This is a genomic window from Pseudoalteromonas sp. Scap06, assembly GCF_013394165.1.
Lineage (GTDB): Bacteria > Pseudomonadota > Gammaproteobacteria > Enterobacterales > Alteromonadaceae > Pseudoalteromonas.
Map to the genome: position 1 here is coordinate 3,348,102 of NZ_CP041330.1, position 17,129 is coordinate 3,365,230.

A 17,129-nucleotide genomic window follows, 5' to 3' on the forward strand; every position below is an offset into this window, starting at 1 on the left:
TTAAGTTTTTAAACTAATTATAGTGTCCATTTATAGAACACTTTATTATCTTATGAACGTCCATTTATGGACACTGTCCCCTTTTTGTTTTAGGCTAAATAAAACTCTATAAAAATAAAAAACATGAAACACACAGGCTCTCTTCTAATTGTTGATGACAACCCAGACATTCTCATTGCAGCACGTTTATTACTAAAACAGCATTATCAAAGTGTTAAAGCCACAGACAATCCATTTGACATTGCAGGCATCATTAACGAGCAACGCAAGCTCGAGCAGCCCGTTGACGTAATACTGCTTGATATGAACTTTACCCAAGACTCAATCAGTGGCAAAGAAGGCTTTTATTGGTTGAAAAAAATTATCGAACAAGACGCTAATATCGTTGTTTTATTAATGACCGCTTACGGCGATATTCAATTAGCCGTAGATGCAATTAAAGCGGGGGCCTCTGATTTTATTGCCAAGCCTTGGCAAAACGAGCAATTACTTGGCGCAGTCGCCGCTGCATTTTCACACGCAAAAGACAAACAGCAAGTGGGCAAATTAACGCGGCAAAAACAAGGGTTAAACCAAGCCTTAAACACGCCTAACTTTGAGTTTTTAGGTCAAAGCAATGCGATGCAACAGGTGTTTAGCACCATAGAAAAAGCAGCTCAAACTGATGCCAACATATTAATAACCGGTGAAAGTGGCACAGGGAAGGAGTTGACCGCAAACGCCATTCATCAAGCAAGTATGCGCCATAATCAAACATTTATGAGTTTAGACATGGGTGCGGTGGCGCAGAATTTATTTGAAAGCGAACTTTTCGGCCACAAAAAAGGCGCGTTTACCGATGCAAAAAGCGATCGAATTGGTAAATTTGAGCTTGCCCACGGTGGCAGTTTATTTTTAGATGAACTGGGTAATTTACCCTTAGAGCATCAAGCCAAATTACTGGCTGCACTGCAAAATAGACAAATAACGCCCGTTGGCAGCAGTAAAGCCGTTGATATAGATATTCGCCTTATTTGCGCCACTAACGACAACCTTGATCAAGCCGTCGCAGAGGGGCGTTTTCGTCAAGATTTATTGTATCGGATAAACACCGTTGAAATTCGCCTTCCGGCATTACGGGAGCGCAGCGATGACATTCCATTATTAGCTAATTACTACCTAAAACACTTTGCGCAAAAATATAAACGCAGCTTAACCATTAGCGATGATGATATGAGTGCGCTTTGCCAATACGCGTGGCCAGGTAATGTACGTGAATTGGCTCACGCTATAGAGCGTGCGGTTATATTAACTGAAGGGGATACACTCGATATAACCTCAGTTGTAGGTAATAGCGCAGCACCTAGCGCTCATTCTGCGAGTCAAAGTACAGAGGATATAAACAATCAGCTACAGTACGACACCTTTGATTTAGACATACTCGAACAACGCACAGTTCGCGCAGCACTTAAGCACCATCAAGGTAATGTGAGTCATGCAGCCAAAGCACTGGGTTTAACCCGTGGTGCCATGTACCGCCGCCTTGAAAAGTACGGGCTATAATCATGCGAGCTAATTTATTACTTTCATTTAATATTATCGCACTTATAAGTGTTAGTGCGTTGCTTAGCTATGTATTGCAAAAGCATGGTTTTTCAGCGACGACATTATTAATGATGCTAGTCGCAGCGGCGCTAATAGCGCATATTTTTACGCTGTTTAAGCGCCAACAAAAACAAGCTGAAATGGTGATCCGCGCTTTAGCTAATGGCGACAGTACATTAGGGCTTGGTCAGCAACACCCAATGCTTAAGCAATTTGAGCAAGTAAAAGCACAAATGCAAACAGCGCGCTTTAATGCCGAGCAACAAGCTCAGTTTTTACAAGCTTTGCTCATCCATGTTGATTTAGCCGTTATGGTATGTGATGACAACGGCGAGGTGATCGAATCAAACCCAGCCGTTAGTAAGTTACTAGGTAAAAGCTTCCAAAATTTACATGAGTTAGGCGCTGTTGGAGAGTTAATTTTAAACGCCGAACACAATATCCGCAGCACCACCTACTGGCAAAATGGCGAGCAGCACGACACCCTATCAATTCAACTGAGTATCGCCGAAATACAAGGGAGGGTTCGCCGTGTAGTGAGCTTACAATCAATTCACGACCAATTACAACTTAAAGAACAACAAGCATATAAACGCTTAACTAAAGTGCTCACTCACGAAATTGCCAACTCTATTACGCCACTATCATCACTAGCTGATACCTGCAGTAATTTGCTGCCACAAGCATTATGTTTTAATGAGCTTGAAGATAAACAAGACTTACAGCTTGCACTAAGCACGTTAGCATCAAGAACCGCTCATTTAGGTGATTTTATTGCTCGCTTTCGCCAAGTTAGTAGCTTACCTAAACCTAATTTAGCACCTAAAAATTTAGCCGATATGCTAACGCATATTGTCGCTTTACATCAACAACAAGCCCGTGAACTGCAAATAGATATAGAGCTTACAATTCAAAGCCAGCAATTAGTGATGCTTGATAGCAGTCAAATAGAGCAAGTATTAGTAAACTTAATAAAAAATGCACTTGAAGTACTAAAGAGTAACCAAAAGTACAGTACTGAGAATGCCACTCAAGCAAGGGTCAAAATCAGCTTGGCGCAAAACGCTAGCCAACAACTTTATATAGAAATCAACGACAACGGCCCAGGTATCAGTGAGCATGTGATAGATATGATCTTCGTGCCATTTTTTACCACCAAGCAACAAGGCTCCGGCATTGGCCTTAGCCTCTCTCGGCAAATAATGCTCAACCACGGTGGTGATTTAATTTATGTACCAAAACCACAAGGCGCCTGTTTTAGGTGTGTGTTTGGTTAATTCATTTGACGGTCATTTTTAGCTCACCCTATGTTAAGCTAAACAGCTTTAGGTTAGCCACATTTATATTTTCGGAGTAGTTTAGTACGTGTTCTCAAATCGATTTATCCGCATTTTGCCATTAGTGTTTATTTTATCCGGCTGTGAAACCACAACCGATACACCAACATCCCCCCCTGAAATTAAGGCTAACCCCAAAACAATTGTTAGTGAACAGCACGAAGATATTGCACAAATAGCTCCACTCACCACAAAAGAACCTGATGATGTATGGCAACGTATTAGGGCGCAGCTGTCATTTGCTGATTCCAGCCACCCGGCGGTGCAAAAACGCATTGCATGGTATTTAACTCATCCAAATTATATGGATGAAATTAGCCGCCGTGCTGAGCCTTACCTTTACTATATTGTAAACGAAGTCGAAAAACGCGGGTTACCCATTGAGTTGGCATTAATGCCGTTGATTGAAAGTGACTTTGATGCCAGTGCGTACTCACATAAACATGCCTCTGGGTTGTGGCAACTAACGCCTGCTATTGCTAAATATTTTAAAGTGCAAATATCACCTTGGTATGACGGGCGTCAAGACTTAGTAGACAGTACCCGAGCTGCGCTGGATTTTATGGAGTATTTACACAAGCGCTTTGATGGCAATTGGTATCATGCAATTGCGGCTTATAACGTAGGTGAAGGCCGTGTACAACGAGCCATCAGAAGTAATAAAAAGCAGGGTAAGCCCACTGATTTTTTTAATTTAAAACTGCCCAAACAAACCAGTCAGTACGTGCCAAAATTACTAGCTGCGGCACAATTATTAAAAAGCCAAAAAATGGCTTTTCCTGCAATTTCAAACAGCCCAACAATTGCAGTATTACCTATTGATGGCGCTGTTATTTTAGATAACCAAAAGCAATGGCAGCAACTTGAATCTTTAAACCATGGTGTGATCCGCTTTCCTGCCATTATTGATGCACCCCACATTGTTGTTCCAGTTGCTGAACAAACACAATTTAAAAACATGCTCGCTAATCTTGATTCCAATGATTATAGTCAGTGGCAACACTACACAGTAAAACGTGGCGATAGCTTAAGTGTTATAGCGAAACGCTACAAAGTGGGTATTAGCCAACTCAAAGCGTTTAACGATCTAAAAAGTAACACCATTAGAATTGGCCAAAAGCTTGTGCTCCCTCAATTAGCCGATACCCAAATTGAACATCAGGTTAAATCAGGCGAAAGTTTATGGAAAATCGCTAAGTATTACAAAGTAAGTATTAATAAACTCAAACAATGGAATAACCTTTCGAGCGACCACTTAAAAATAGGTAAAAAACTTACTGTATTCTTGTCTAATAGCTAACTACCTCGCTGATTATTAAATATATGGACTGATGACTTTATCAGCCCATACACCCTTCAAAAGACCTAAATTTAGATTCGATCTTGCACATATTTGCCGTCGGCGCGTTCCTTCGTAGTGACCACGCAGTAGAATATCGTAGTGCCTACAGCGCTAGAGAGCCACATAGCAAGGTACATTTATGTTTTTAATGGGATGCGTTGGCTCTGAGGTTAACGTTGCGTTATTTTGCCCCGGGGTTCTAGATACTCAACCCACGCTACGGTGGTCAGATTTACGCTGTGCAGCTGATAGCTGACGGCTGATACTTTCACTTTCCTGCAGACGTAAAAAAGCCCGACTCTTTCGAATCGGGCTTTCTCTTATTTGGAGCCTGGTAATGACCTACTTTCACATAACAAATGCTACACTATCATCGGCGCTGTTTCGTTTCACTACTGAGTTCGGCATGGGGTCAGGTGGGTCCAAAACGCTATTGTCACCAAGCAAATTTGGTGTAAGTTCGATTTAATCGAGCTTACTAAAATTTGGAATTCTGATAATAAAATGTTTTCAGTAATCTACTTTAGTCTATTAACTTCTTCGCTTGTTTCACTATCACATAAAACGCGTTTGGCGTTGTATGGTTAAGCCTCACGGGTAATTAGTACAAGTTAGCTTAATGGCTCACACCACTTCCACATCTTGCCTATCAACGTTGTAGTCTTCAACGGCCCTTCAGAGACTTTAAAAGTCTAGTGAGAACTCATCTCGAGGCCTGCTTCGCGCTTAGATGCTTTCAGCGCTTATCAGTTCCGAACGTAGCTACCGGGCAATGCCATTGGCATGACAACCCGAACACCAGCGGTTCGTTCACTCCGGTCCTCTCGTACTAGGAGCAACCCCTCTCAATTCTCAAACGCCCACGGCAGATAGGGACCGAACTGTCTCACGACGTTCTAAACCCAGCTCGCGTACCACTTTAAATGGCGAACAGCCATACCCTTGGGACCGACTTCAGCCCCAGGATGTGATGAGCCGACATCGAGGTGCCAAACACCGCCGTCGATATGAACTCTTGGGCGGTATCAGCCTGTTATCCCCGGAGTACCTTTTATCCGTTGAGCGATGGCCCTTCCATTCAGAACCACCGGATCACTATGACCTACTTTCGTACCTGCTCGACGTGTCTGTCTCGCAGTTAAGCTGGCTTCTACCATTACACTAACCGTACGATGTCCGACCGTACTTAGCCAACCTTCGTGCTCCTCCGTTACTCTTTGGGAGGAGACCGCCCCAGTCAAACTACCCACCAGGCACTGTCCGTAACCCCGATTCAGGGGCCAACGTTAGAACATCAAAACTACAAGGGTGGTATTTCAAGGACGACTCCACAAAAACTAGCGTCTCTGCTTCAAAGTCTCCCACCTATCCTACACATGTAGGTTCAATGTTCAGTGCCAAGCTGTAGTAAAGGTTCACGGGGTCTTTCCGTCTAGCCGCGGGTACACAGCATCTTCACTGCGATTTCAATTTCACTGAGTCTCGGGTGGAGACAGCGTGGCCATGGTTACACCATTCGTGCAGGTCGGAACTTACCCGACAAGGAATTTCGCTACCTTAGGACCGTTATAGTTACGGCCGCCGTTTACCGGGGCTTCGATCAAGAGCTTCTCCGAAGATAACCCCATCAATTAACCTTCCGGCACCGGGCAGGTGTCACACCGTATACGTCATCTTGCGATTTTGCACAGTGCTGTGTTTTTAATAAACAGTCCCAGCCACCTGGTCACTGCGGCTCCAATCAGCTTAGAGAGCAAGTCTCATCACCAATCGGAGCGTACCTTCTCCCGAAGTTACGGTACGATTTTGCCTAGTTCCTTCACCCGAGTTCTCTCAAGCGCCTTAGTATTCTCTACCTGACCACCTGTGTCGGTTTGGGGTACGATTCGGTATAATCTGAAGCTTAGAGGCTTTTCCTGGAAGTATGGCATCAGCAACTTCATCACCGTAGTGACTCGTCTCGTGTCTCAGCCTAACAGCAACCCGGATTTACCTAAGTCACTAGCCTACACACTTTCACATGGACTACCATCGCCATGCTTGCTTAGCCTGCTCCGTCCCCCCATCGCAATTATACCAAGTACGGAAATATTAATCCGTTTCCCATCGACTACGCCTTTCGGCCTCGCCTTAGGGGTCGACTTACCCTACCCTGATTAACATGGGATAGGAACCCTTGGTCTTCCGGCGTGCGGGTTTTTCACCCGCATTATCGTTACTCATGTCAGCATTCGCACTTCTGATACGTCCAGCATACCTCCCGGTACACCTTCAACCGCTTACAGAACGCTCCCCTACCACTCAGAATAAATTCTGAATCCGCAGCTTCGGTGCATAGTTTAGCCCCGTTACATCTTCCGCGCAGACCGACTCGACCAGTGAGCTATTACGCTTTCTTTAAAGGATGGCTGCTTCTAAGCCAACCTCCTGGCTGTCTGGGCCTTTCCACATCGTTTCCCACTTAACTATGACTTTGGGACCTTAGCTGGCGGTCTGGGTTGTTTCCCTCTTCACGACGGACGTTAGCACCCGCCGTGTGTCTCCCGGATATTACTTTACGGTATTCGGAGTTTGCAAAGGGTTGGTAAGTCGGGATGACCCCCTAGCCTTAACAGTGCTCTACCCCCGTAAGTATTCGTCCGAGGCTCTACCTAAATAGATTTCGGGGAGAACCAGCTATCTCCCGGTTTGATTAGCCTTTCACTCCTAACCACAGGTCATCCCCTAACTTTTCAACGTTAGTGGGTTCGGTCCTCCAATTGATGTTACTCAATCTTCAACCTGCCCATGGCTAGATCACCGGGTTTCGGGTCTATACCTTGCAACTATTCGCCCAGTTAAGACTCGGTTTCCCTACGGCTACCCTAATCGGTTAACCTCGCTACAAAATATAAGTCGCTGACCCATTATACAAAAGGTACGCAGTCACCCTCGAGGGGCTCCTACTGCTTGTACGTACACGGTTTCAGGTTCTATTTCACTCCCCTCACAGGGGTTCTTTTCGCCTTTCCCTCACGGTACTGGTTCACTATCGGTCAGTTGGGAGTATTTAGCCTTAGATGATGGTCCACCTATATTCAGTCAAAGTTTCACGTGCTCCGACCTACTCGATTTCACTTAAAATGCGTTTTCATGTACGGGACTATCACCCTGTATCGTGGCACTTTCCAGAGCCTTCCATTAACACATAATAAGCTTAAGGGCTGTTCCGATTTCGCTCGCCGCTACTATCGGAATCTCGGTTGATTTCTTTTCCTACGGGTACTTAGATGTTTCAGTTCTCCGCGTTCGCCTCGTTAACCTATGTATTCAGTTAACGATACCTGCAAGCAGGTGGGTTTCCCCATTCGGAAATCCTAGTCTCAAGTGCTTTTTACTAGCTTGACTAGGCTTATCGCAAGTTAATACGTCCTTCATCGCCTCCAACTGCCAAGGCATCCACCGTGTACGCTTAGTCACTTAACCATACAACCCAAACGGGTCTTTGTTTTGTGACAGTTTAACTTCGCCAGAAGTTAATATTGAATACTAAAGTAGATACCAATCAACAAACGTAAAACGTTTATTAAATGGCACTGAATGATACTGCTATCATTCTTTTTTACTTTTGAAAACTCTGTACAAATACAATGTATTCATACGAATTTTATTATCAGCTTTTCCAAATTTTTAAAGAGCATATTAATTAGTTAACCCAGAGGGTAAAACTAACTAACAATCATCTGTGTGGACACTACGAACAAATAAGTTCTAAATCGTATAAGGAGGTGATCCAGCCCCAGGTTCCCCTAGGGCTACCTTGTTACGACTTCACCCCAGTCATGAATCACTCCGTGGTAAACGTCCTCCCGAGGGTTAGACTATCTACTTCTGGAGCAACCCACTCCCATGGTGTGACGGGCGGTGTGTACAAGGCCCGGGAACGTATTCACCGCGTCATTCTGATACGCGATTACTAGCGATTCCGACTTCATGGAGTCGAGTTGCAGACTCCAATCCGGACTACGACGCACTTTAAGTGATTCGCTTACTCTCGCGAGTTCGCAGCACTCTGTATGCGCCATTGTAGCACGTGTGTAGCCCTACACGTAAGGGCCATGATGACTTGACGTCGTCCCCACCTTCCTCCGGTTTATCACCGGCAGTCTCCTTAGAGTTCTCAGCATTACCTGCTAGCAACTAAGGATAGGGGTTGCGCTCGTTGCGGGACTTAACCCAACATCTCACAACACGAGCTGACGACAGCCATGCAGCACCTGTATCAGAGTTCCCGAAGGCACCAAACCATCTCTGGTAAGTTCTCTGTATGTCAAGTGTAGGTAAGGTTCTTCGCGTTGCATCGAATTAAACCACATGCTCCACCGCTTGTGCGGGCCCCCGTCAATTCATTTGAGTTTTAACCTTGCGGCCGTACTCCCCAGGCGGTCTACTTAATGCGTTAGCTTTGAAAAACAGAACCGAGGTTCCGAGCTTCTAGTAGACATCGTTTACGGCGTGGACTACCAGGGTATCTAATCCTGTTTGCTCCCCACGCTTTCGTACATGAGCGTCAGTGTTGACCCAGGTGGCTGCCTTCGCCATCGGTATTCCTTCAGATCTCTACGCATTTCACCGCTACACCTGAAATTCTACCACCCTCTATCACACTCTAGTTTGCCAGTTCGAAATGCAGTTCCCAGGTTGAGCCCGGGGCTTTCACATCTCGCTTAACAAACCGCCTGCGTACGCTTTACGCCCAGTAATTCCGATTAACGCTCGCACCCTCCGTATTACCGCGGCTGCTGGCACGGAGTTAGCCGGTGCTTCTTCTGTCAGTAACGTCACAGCTAGCAGGTATTAACTACTAACCTTTCCTCCTGACTGAAAGTGCTTTACAACCCGAAGGCCTTCTTCACACACGCGGCATGGCTGCATCAGGCTTGCGCCCATTGTGCAATATTCCCCACTGCTGCCTCCCGTAGGAGTCTGGGCCGTGTCTCAGTCCCAGTGTGGCTGATCATCCTCTCAAACCAGCTAGGGATCGTCGCCTTGGTGAGCCATTACCTCACCAACTAGCTAATCCCACTTGGGCCAATCTAAAGGCGAGAGCCGAAGCCCCCTTTGGTCCGTAGACATTATGCGGTATTAGCAGTCGTTTCCAACTGTTGTCCCCCACCTCAAGGCATGTTCCCAAGCATTACTCACCCGTCCGCCGCTCGTCAGCAAAGTAGCAAGCTACTTTCTGTTACCGCTCGACTTGCATGTGTTAGGCCTGCCGCCAGCGTTCAATCTGAGCCATGATCAAACTCTTCAATTAAAAAGTTTTATGTCTTTCGACAGCTCAATGAATTCTGAATTTATTTAATATCTTTCGATATTGAATTGACTGTGCTGCAATTCCTACCGAAGTAGTTATTGCTGTTGGTCACTCAGTTTCAATTGAGACTCTAAATTTGTTTGCCTTACTTAGTAAACTAAGCTTGGCTGTTAGAACTCAACCTGTACGAGTGCCCACACAGATGATTGCTTTATATTGTTAAAGAACGTTGCGATTAAAGCGTTAAACTTTATCTCGCTAGGGCTGCGCATATTACGCTTTCCTATTTTTTTGTCAACACTTAATTTTCAGTTTCTTTTAAAGATTTGAAAGCTAAGTTTTACTCGACTCACTTACCGTTTGTTCAGCGCTTTTCATTGCTGCCTGCCGGGTCAGTGGATGCGCATTATAGGGATATTCTGGAGAGGGTCAATGCTTTATTTCAGTTTTATTAAATTAATTTCAATTTAGTACAATAACCATACAAACAAAGGGCTACAGGGCTGTTTTTGATTAAAAAGCATTCACATAAGGCATGATTATTGAGAGGGGAGGAAGTAAAAGCGATTTATAGATAACCGCTACATCGCTTTTACTTAAAACTTTACTAATTACTGAGTTGTTATTTCCCATACGGCAATTGAGCCTGAGATTTCATTACCGATTATAAGCAGTGCTTCGTTTGTTGCACTTTGCGCTGCAGGAACAAATGTCATTCCTTCAGGAGCAAGATCGCCACTTATATCTGCACTTGGTTCTAAACCACGATTATAAAAGTAGTCTTGAAATTTCACATCATAAGGGTTGGTTATATCAAACACCATTATTGTGCCCATACGCTCTAAGCCAACAAAAGCAAATAACCTATCGCCAACCTCACCTAATGTTAGCGCTTCGGGTTCTGCCCCTTTATCATCTGAGCGTGTATCGCCTTTATTTTCATCTTCGTTATTATTGAATGCATTGCCATGAACAGAAGCGGTTACTCGTGCAATTTGATCGCCTGAGTCAAACACCACCAGCCCATTGCTATCCCAAATGGTAAATGACCGTGCGCCATAAGCATAAAGCGATTCGTATTGGCCATCATTATTTTTATCACCTTTTACTGTAGTGACTTTCAAACGACCAATGTCGTTATCATCGTTATTTAAGTAATCGAAGTTAGCTGCGAGAGCTAGATCTTCTACGCGGCTTTCATCTATATATGCCAAACACCCATCTTTAGCGTCATAATCAAGGCCGCCCTGAGCGATGCAATCAGCTTCATCGCTGGCATCAAAAAAGTATTCGCGTGCATCACCCTCGTTGGCAGATACAATAAAGTTGGCTCCTTTCCAACTAAAACTTGCAATTGTATCTGGCTGATACATGCCATATAAACCAGGGTATGATTTAAAGTTAACACCGCCGTCTTTGTCTGAAGCGTCAAATTGTAAGTTTGACCAATCTTTAAAACCGAGCCCTTTTAGCTCAAGGGAATTATCTTCAAGATTGATGATAGCTAGAGCGTTATTTTCTTGAATAGAGACATAGGCGTATTTATTATCCTTGGAAATACTCACATACTCTGGCTCTAAATCCATAGCGACGGTGGTATTTATTAAATTACCATTAATAGTACGTCCAGTAGGATTGGCAAACACTAAACCCTGCGCTTCTAATTCTGCTTGCTTATTATTGTAAGCTTGAAAGTTTATGCTCATAGCAGTATCGGCAATAGTGCCGTTATTAATATCGATAATGCTGATAGTGCCTTCGGGGTCGATACTGTAGTCGCCATTAGGTTCACCTTCATTAGCAACCACTACTTTTGCACCATCATGGCTAAATGTCACCATGTCGGGTAGGGCACCTACTGTTACATTTTTAATAAATACTGGTGTATCTCCGCCAATATTGTAAAACGCTATTTGGCCAGCTTCGCCCAAGTTTGTAGCAGCCATTGCTACCGCTAATAATTGGTTATTTGCATCGATAGCTATGCTGTTTGCATCGCCAGGCGTATTTTCATTTAGTGAGAGCGTAATGGCAGAGGCTAAGTTGGTCGCGGTTACAATACCTTCGTTATCTTTTACTAATGCAGCGGTGTCGAACGTATCGGCAAGAATGATATTCACAACAGCTTCATCACCAGAGCTATTAATGGCATAAATCCATTTTTTAGAGGCTTGGTAGGCGACTATTTCAGCTGCCCCTTCCGGGCTTTGTGCATTGAGTACTGCGCGGCCAATAAGTTTGATATTTAAAGCTGAATTTGCATTAGTGCCGTTTTCGCCATTATTACCCGCTGTACCTTGTACACCCTGTGCGCCATCTTGGCCGTCATCACCATCTAGTGAGCAACCAGTTAATAGTGATAGCAAAGAAAGGGCTATTATTGATTTGTTTAACATTATTGTTTTCCTTAGTGTTGTATTAGTTAAATATCAACACACAGGGATGACAACAGCATGGCATTTTTATTTATAGAATATTTAGACAATAAAAAAGCGAGTTATGAAACTCGCTTTAAATAGGGCTTGGCCTGTTACTCATTTAAATAGGGCTTGGCCTGTTACTCATTTAAATAGGGCTTGGCCTGTTACTCATTTAAATGGACTGGCTGCTACATATTATTTATATAATCATCGCGCCTTTTTCGAGTTATTTTTATAAACTCTTTTAACTCATCAACGGAAGGTTCAATACCTTGTTGATTTTTATGTTCAAACCAATCGGTAACATCACTGATTATGACAGAGCCACCCTGTAGGCATAATTCATCATTTTTATCCAAACATCGGGACCTCTGAATGATGGACTGGTATACCAATTACAAAAGCTATATCCCTCACGTGTTAATTTAGATTCAATGTAAAAGCTATTAACAATAGATAAAATTATATATAAAGGTATTGCGCGCAGCATAAGCTTTACCATTAACCTTACTGTTTTTTCATTGCGGAAGTTCAATACTTTTTGTAAGCCTGCAATTGTCATTAAAACAGGAAATGGAGCCATTACTATTATCGGAGCCAACAAGCCGCTTTCTCGAATATAATAAAGCGACTCATCAAAATAAACATTTTCAACAAACCCATAATAAGAGAAATAAAATAAAGCAATTGTAAATAATATAAAAGCAAACAGGCCTATCACAACAATTAATTTATGTTCGAAGCTTTGCTCTGTAAAACGTTCTTCGGATTTTTTCCATTCTAAAATAGACATTGTTTATAGCTTATTTTTATTAGGGTTAAATTTACCTTTGGAAGCCAGAAAAATCCCTTTATAAAATTATTTAGCTTAGCTGGTTATTTTAAATAAAAACGACTGCAGCAATTTTGAGTTAATTTTAACGATTATACTCTGCTCTAGTTTCTTGTATAAAAACTTCAAGTTCATTAATTGTTGGCTCAATACCTTGTTGACTTTTCTGTTCAAACCAATCGGTAACATCACTGGTTATGACAGAGCCATCTTGTAAGCATAACTCATCATTTTTTAACCAAACATCGGGACCTCTGAATGATGGACTGGTATACCAATTACAATAAGTATAGCCATTGCTTTTTATATATGACTCTATATACAAGTTGAAAGGGATTACTAGCAAAAGAAATAAAGATAATGCAATAAACAACCCTTTAACAAAGCCTGTCATTAAGTATTCAGATTTATAATTTAATAACTTCTGAATAGAAGCTAAAAAAAATAATGCAAATTAAGATAGGCCCTAAAAAATTTATAAATAATTCTTTAAAAGCGAGGTTTCTGCCACTCTTACTTGCTTTTTCCCATTTAAATATTTTCATAATACTTTTATGCTCGGAACTCCAAATAATGTACCGAATATTCCATAAGGGTCTTCACTCAGTACTTTATTAAAGCCTATTAATAATGAATAGACCATTACCTGATAATATACTTTTTAACTAGCTTCGGGTTTCCTTTCAACGATTGCACGACGAGCATAAGCTGACATGCCGCACTTCCTTCAGTTATATTTTATATACGTTATTGAGTAATCTAATTAATTAAAAATATTTAGATAATAAAAAAGCGAGTTATGAAACTCGCTTTAAATATTTAATAAGTAATGGTCATTACTATTTTTTAACTGGGCGTTTCCAACCATCTAAATTACGTTGCTTGCCACGTGCTACGGCTAGCTGATCATCCGCTACGGCATTGGTAATAACAGAGCCTGCACCCACAGTTGCTGTAGCACCAATGTTTACAGGAGCAACCAGTGACGAGTTAGACCCTATAAAGGCATTATTGCCAATAATGGTTTTTGCTTTATTAACCCCATCGTAGTTACAGGTAATTGTGCCTGCGCCAATATTCACTTTCTCGCCAATTTCAGCATCACCTAAGTAACTTAAGTGGTTTGCTTTAGAACCTTTGCCTAAACGGGTTTTTTTCATTTCGACAAAATTGCCAATGTGCGAGTCTTCTTCCATTACTGCACCAGGACGAAGGCGGGCGTATGGACCGAGTGTACATTGAGCCGCAACTGATGCATCTTCAATTAGTGTATTGGCTTTAATAATAACATTGTCACCGATGCTACAGTTTTTAAGTACACAGTTAGGTCCAATTTGTACGTTATTACCAAGCGTTACATTGCCTTCAAAAATAACGTTTATATCAATTAATACGTCTTCCCCTGTTTTAACGTCGCCACGTACGTCAATACGTGCAGGGTCAGCAAGGGTGGCTCCATTTAACATCAAGTCTTCTGCTTGCCATGCTTGGTAAGCACGCTCTAATCCTGCAAGTTGTACGCGGTTATTTGCACCTTCAACTTCCATTGGATGATCAGGCTGTGCTGATGTAATTTCTACACCTTCACTATGCGCCATAGCAACTATATCTGTTAGGTAGTATTCACCTTGAGCATTATTGTTAGACAAGTTACCTAACCATGTTTTTAAAAGCTTACCATTAACCGCCATAATGCCGGTGTTTACTTCGTTAATAAGTAACTGCTCTGCATTAGCATCTTTTTGTTCAACAATACCCACTAGCTTTCCATCAACACGTAGCATACGCCCGTAACCATTTGGGTTTGCTAAATTAACGGTTAATACTGCTAAGCCATTTTTAGGTGTCGCTGCTAATAAGCGTTCAAGTGTAGATTGCTTTGTTAAAGGTACGTCACCGTATAAAACCAGTACGGTGTCGTCGTCATTTATATGTGGGTTAGCTTGTGCCACTGCGTGGCCTGTACCTAGCTGTTCAGCTTGCAGCACCCAGTTTACGTTATTATCGGCTAATTGTTGTTGTAATAGTTCGCCGCCGTGACCATAAACTAAGTTAGTCGATGTAGCACCTAGCGCATTGGCATTATCGATAACATGTTGCACCATAGGTTTACCTGCCACTTTATGCAGTACCTTAGGCAGAGCAGAGCGCATACGGGTACCTTTACCCGCTGCAAGAATAACCGTTGTTAGAGCCATTAAAACAATTTCCTTTTTCCGTTGTTTTAGCTTAATAGAATAAGTGTGCTGCAAAGTAGATTACGTAAGTCACATCATGTGCAAATACTCAGTAGGCTAAGCAATGACTACTGAATCTTAACTTAAGCAAAGTAACACCTAATAGAATAGGGTTATTGTAGCGAGGATCTTGCGTAGATATAAGTAATAATGAAGAGATATTAGCCATAACGATTAATTTATTTACAAATAGCGACAGGATTTATCATCAGGCACAAAAAAGCCCACATAAAGTGGGCTTTTAAAAACCAGATAGGCTTACTTTTTACGTAATTGCTGAATAACGCGTAGCTGAGCAATTGCTTCAGCTAGTTGCATTGCGGCTTGATTGTAATCAAGCTCAGCAGATGCACCTTTTGCCATTTGGGCTTCAGCGTCACGTTTAGCTTGCTCTGCAGCTTTCTCGTCCAGGTCTTCACCACGAACAGCTGTATCAGCAAGTACGGTCACTATGTTCGGTTGAACTTCTAGTGTACCGCCAGCAATATAGATGAGTTCTTCTTCACCAAATTGCTTAACTAAACGTACCATACCAGGTTTAAGGGCAGTTAGTAGTGGGGCGTGACCGGCATTAACACCTAACTCACCTTCACTACCAGATACTTGAATAGATTCTACTAAACCAGAAAATAATTTCTCTTCAGCACTTACTACATCAAGATGTACAGTCATAGCTGCCATACTACCCTCCTAATTACATGCTTTTAGCTTTTTCTTGAGCTTCTTCAATAGAGCCAACCATGTAGAACGCTTGCTCTGGCATATCATCAAACTCACCGTTTAAGATACCTTTGAAGCCTGCAATTGTGTCTTTAAGTGAAACGTATTTACCTGGCGCACCTGTAAATACCTCTGCCACGAAGAATGGCTGAGATAGGAAACGCTGGATTTTACGTGCACGAGATACAAGTTGCTTATCTTCGTCAGAAAGCTCGTCCATACCTAGAATCGCGATGATGTCTTTAAGTTCTTTGTAACGCTGAAGAACTGTTTGAACGCCGCGCGCTATACCGTAATGCTCTTCACCGATTACTTGTGGATCAAGCTGACGTGAAGATGAATCAAGAGGGTCTACCGCTGGGTAGATACCTAGTGATGCGATATCACGTGAAAGTACCACTGTTGCATCTAAGTGAGCAAACGTTGTTGCTGGAGATGGATCCGTTAAATCATCCGCAGGTACGTATACCGCTTGGATTGAAGTAATTGAACCAGTCTTAGTAGATGCGATACGCTCTTGAAGTACACCCATTTCTTCAGCAAGTGTAGGCTGGTAACCTACCGCTGATGGCATACGACCAAGAAGTGCTGATACTTCTGTACCCGCAAGTGTATAACGGTAGATGTTATCTACGAAGAAAAGTACGTCGCGACCTTCATCACGGAACTTCTCAGCCATAGTAAGACCTGTTAACGCTACGCGTAAACGGTTACCCGGTGGCTCGTTCATCTGACCGTATACAAGCGATACTTTATCAAGTACGTTTGAATCGTTCATCTCATGGTAGAAATCGTTACCCTCACGAGTACGCTCACCAACACCTGCGAATACTGAGTAGCCGCTGTGCTCGATTGCGATGTTACGGATAAGTTCCATCATGTTTACGGTTTTACCAACACCGGCACCACCGAATAAACCAACTTTACCACCTTTAGCGAATGGACATACAAGGTCGATTACCTTGATACCCGTTTCTAAAAGTTCAACTGAGCTTGATTGCTCTTCGTAAGTAGGTGCTGCACGGTGGATAGACATACGCTCGTCTTCACCGATTGGACCTGCTTCATCAATTGGCTCACCAAGTACGTTCATGATACGACCTAGGGTCTTAGTACCAACTGGAACTTGAATTGCTTCGCCTGTGTTTTCTACTGAAGCACCACGACGTAAACCGTCTGTAGTACCTAGTGCGATAGTACGTACCACACCGCCACCTAGCTGCTGTTGAACTTCTAAAGTCAAACCAGCTAAATCGCCATCTGTTACTTTTAGCGCGTCATATACGGCTGGCACGCTGTCTTGTGGAAATTCGATATCCACAACGGCGCCGATAATTTGGACGACCTTACCTAAACTCATG

At 42.8% G+C, this 17,129-nt stretch carries 9 protein-coding genes and 3 rRNA genes; 3 read left to right on the forward strand and 9 right to left on the reverse strand.

Annotation, left to right across the window (positions count from 1 at the left end; translation table 11 throughout):
- Positions 1 to 123 precede the first annotated feature (123 nt).
- The 3 genes from FLM47_RS15450 to FLM47_RS15460 all read left to right on the forward strand — a co-directional run bounded on the left by FLM47_RS15450 (position 124) and on the right by FLM47_RS15460 (position 4,221).
- Positions 124 to 1,542 carry a sigma-54 dependent transcriptional regulator gene (locus FLM47_RS15450; protein ID WP_178956818.1) on the forward strand — a complete coding sequence of 473 codons (1,419 nt, stop codon included), beginning with the start codon at positions 124 to 126 and terminating at the stop codon, positions 1,540 to 1,542.
- 2 nt (positions 1,543 to 1,544) lie between these two features.
- On the forward strand, positions 1,545 to 2,861 hold the full coding sequence (locus FLM47_RS15455) for a PAS domain-containing sensor histidine kinase (protein ID WP_178956819.1): 1,317 nt from the start codon (positions 1,545 to 1,547) through the stop codon (positions 2,859 to 2,861).
- Between the two features lie 88 nt (positions 2,862 to 2,949).
- A complete protein-coding gene (locus tag FLM47_RS15460) occupies positions 2,950 to 4,221 on the forward strand; it encodes a LysM peptidoglycan-binding domain-containing protein (RefSeq protein WP_178956820.1) in 1,272 nt (423 codons plus the stop codon).
- A 371-nt stretch (positions 4,222 to 4,592) separates the two neighbouring features.
- On the opposite strand, the gene rrf is transcribed toward FLM47_RS15460, so the two are convergent.
- The 9 genes from rrf to atpD all read right to left on the reverse strand — a co-directional run bounded on the left by rrf (position 4,593) and on the right by atpD (position 17,128).
- Positions 4,593 to 4,707 (reverse strand): 5S ribosomal RNA (rrf, locus tag FLM47_RS15465).
- A gap of 136 nt (positions 4,708 to 4,843) precedes the next feature.
- Positions 4,844 to 7,728: ribosomal RNA gene (locus FLM47_RS15470) — 23S ribosomal RNA — on the reverse strand.
- Positions 7,729 to 8,023: 295 nt separating this feature from the next.
- A 16S ribosomal RNA gene (locus FLM47_RS15475) occupies positions 8,024 to 9,559 on the reverse strand.
- Together the 16S, 23S and 5S rRNA genes form the textbook arrangement of a ribosomal RNA operon.
- Positions 9,560 to 10,170: 611 nt before the next feature.
- Positions 10,171 to 11,955, reverse strand: coding sequence for a choice-of-anchor I family protein (locus FLM47_RS15480; protein WP_178956821.1), 1,785 nt, complete (start codon positions 11,953 to 11,955; stop codon positions 10,171 to 10,173).
- Positions 11,956 to 12,292: 337 nt separating this feature from the next.
- A complete protein-coding gene (locus tag FLM47_RS15485; RefSeq protein ID WP_256729586.1) occupies positions 12,293 to 12,772 on the reverse strand; it encodes a DUF1240 domain-containing protein in 480 nt (159 codons plus the stop codon).
- A 124-nt stretch (positions 12,773 to 12,896) separates the two neighbouring features.
- Positions 12,897 to 13,205 carry a hypothetical protein gene (locus FLM47_RS15490; protein WP_178956822.1) on the reverse strand — a complete coding sequence of 103 codons (309 nt, stop codon included), beginning with the start codon at positions 13,203 to 13,205 and terminating at the stop codon, positions 12,897 to 12,899.
- A gap of 445 nt (positions 13,206 to 13,650) precedes the next feature.
- On the reverse strand, positions 13,651 to 15,009 hold the full coding sequence (gene glmU / locus FLM47_RS15495; RefSeq protein ID WP_178956823.1) for a bifunctional UDP-N-acetylglucosamine diphosphorylase/glucosamine-1-phosphate N-acetyltransferase GlmU: 1,359 nt from the start codon (positions 15,007 to 15,009) through the stop codon (positions 13,651 to 13,653).
- 297 nt (positions 15,010 to 15,306) lie between these two features.
- Positions 15,307 to 15,729, reverse strand: coding sequence for a F0F1 ATP synthase subunit epsilon (locus FLM47_RS15500; RefSeq protein ID WP_008112140.1), 423 nt, complete (start codon positions 15,727 to 15,729; stop codon positions 15,307 to 15,309).
- A gap of 13 nt (positions 15,730 to 15,742) precedes the next feature.
- Entirely contained in the window at positions 15,743 to 17,128 is a 1,386-nt protein-coding gene (gene atpD / locus FLM47_RS15505) for a F0F1 ATP synthase subunit beta (RefSeq protein ID WP_008112138.1), read from the reverse strand.
- Position 17,129: the final 1 nt, after the last annotated feature.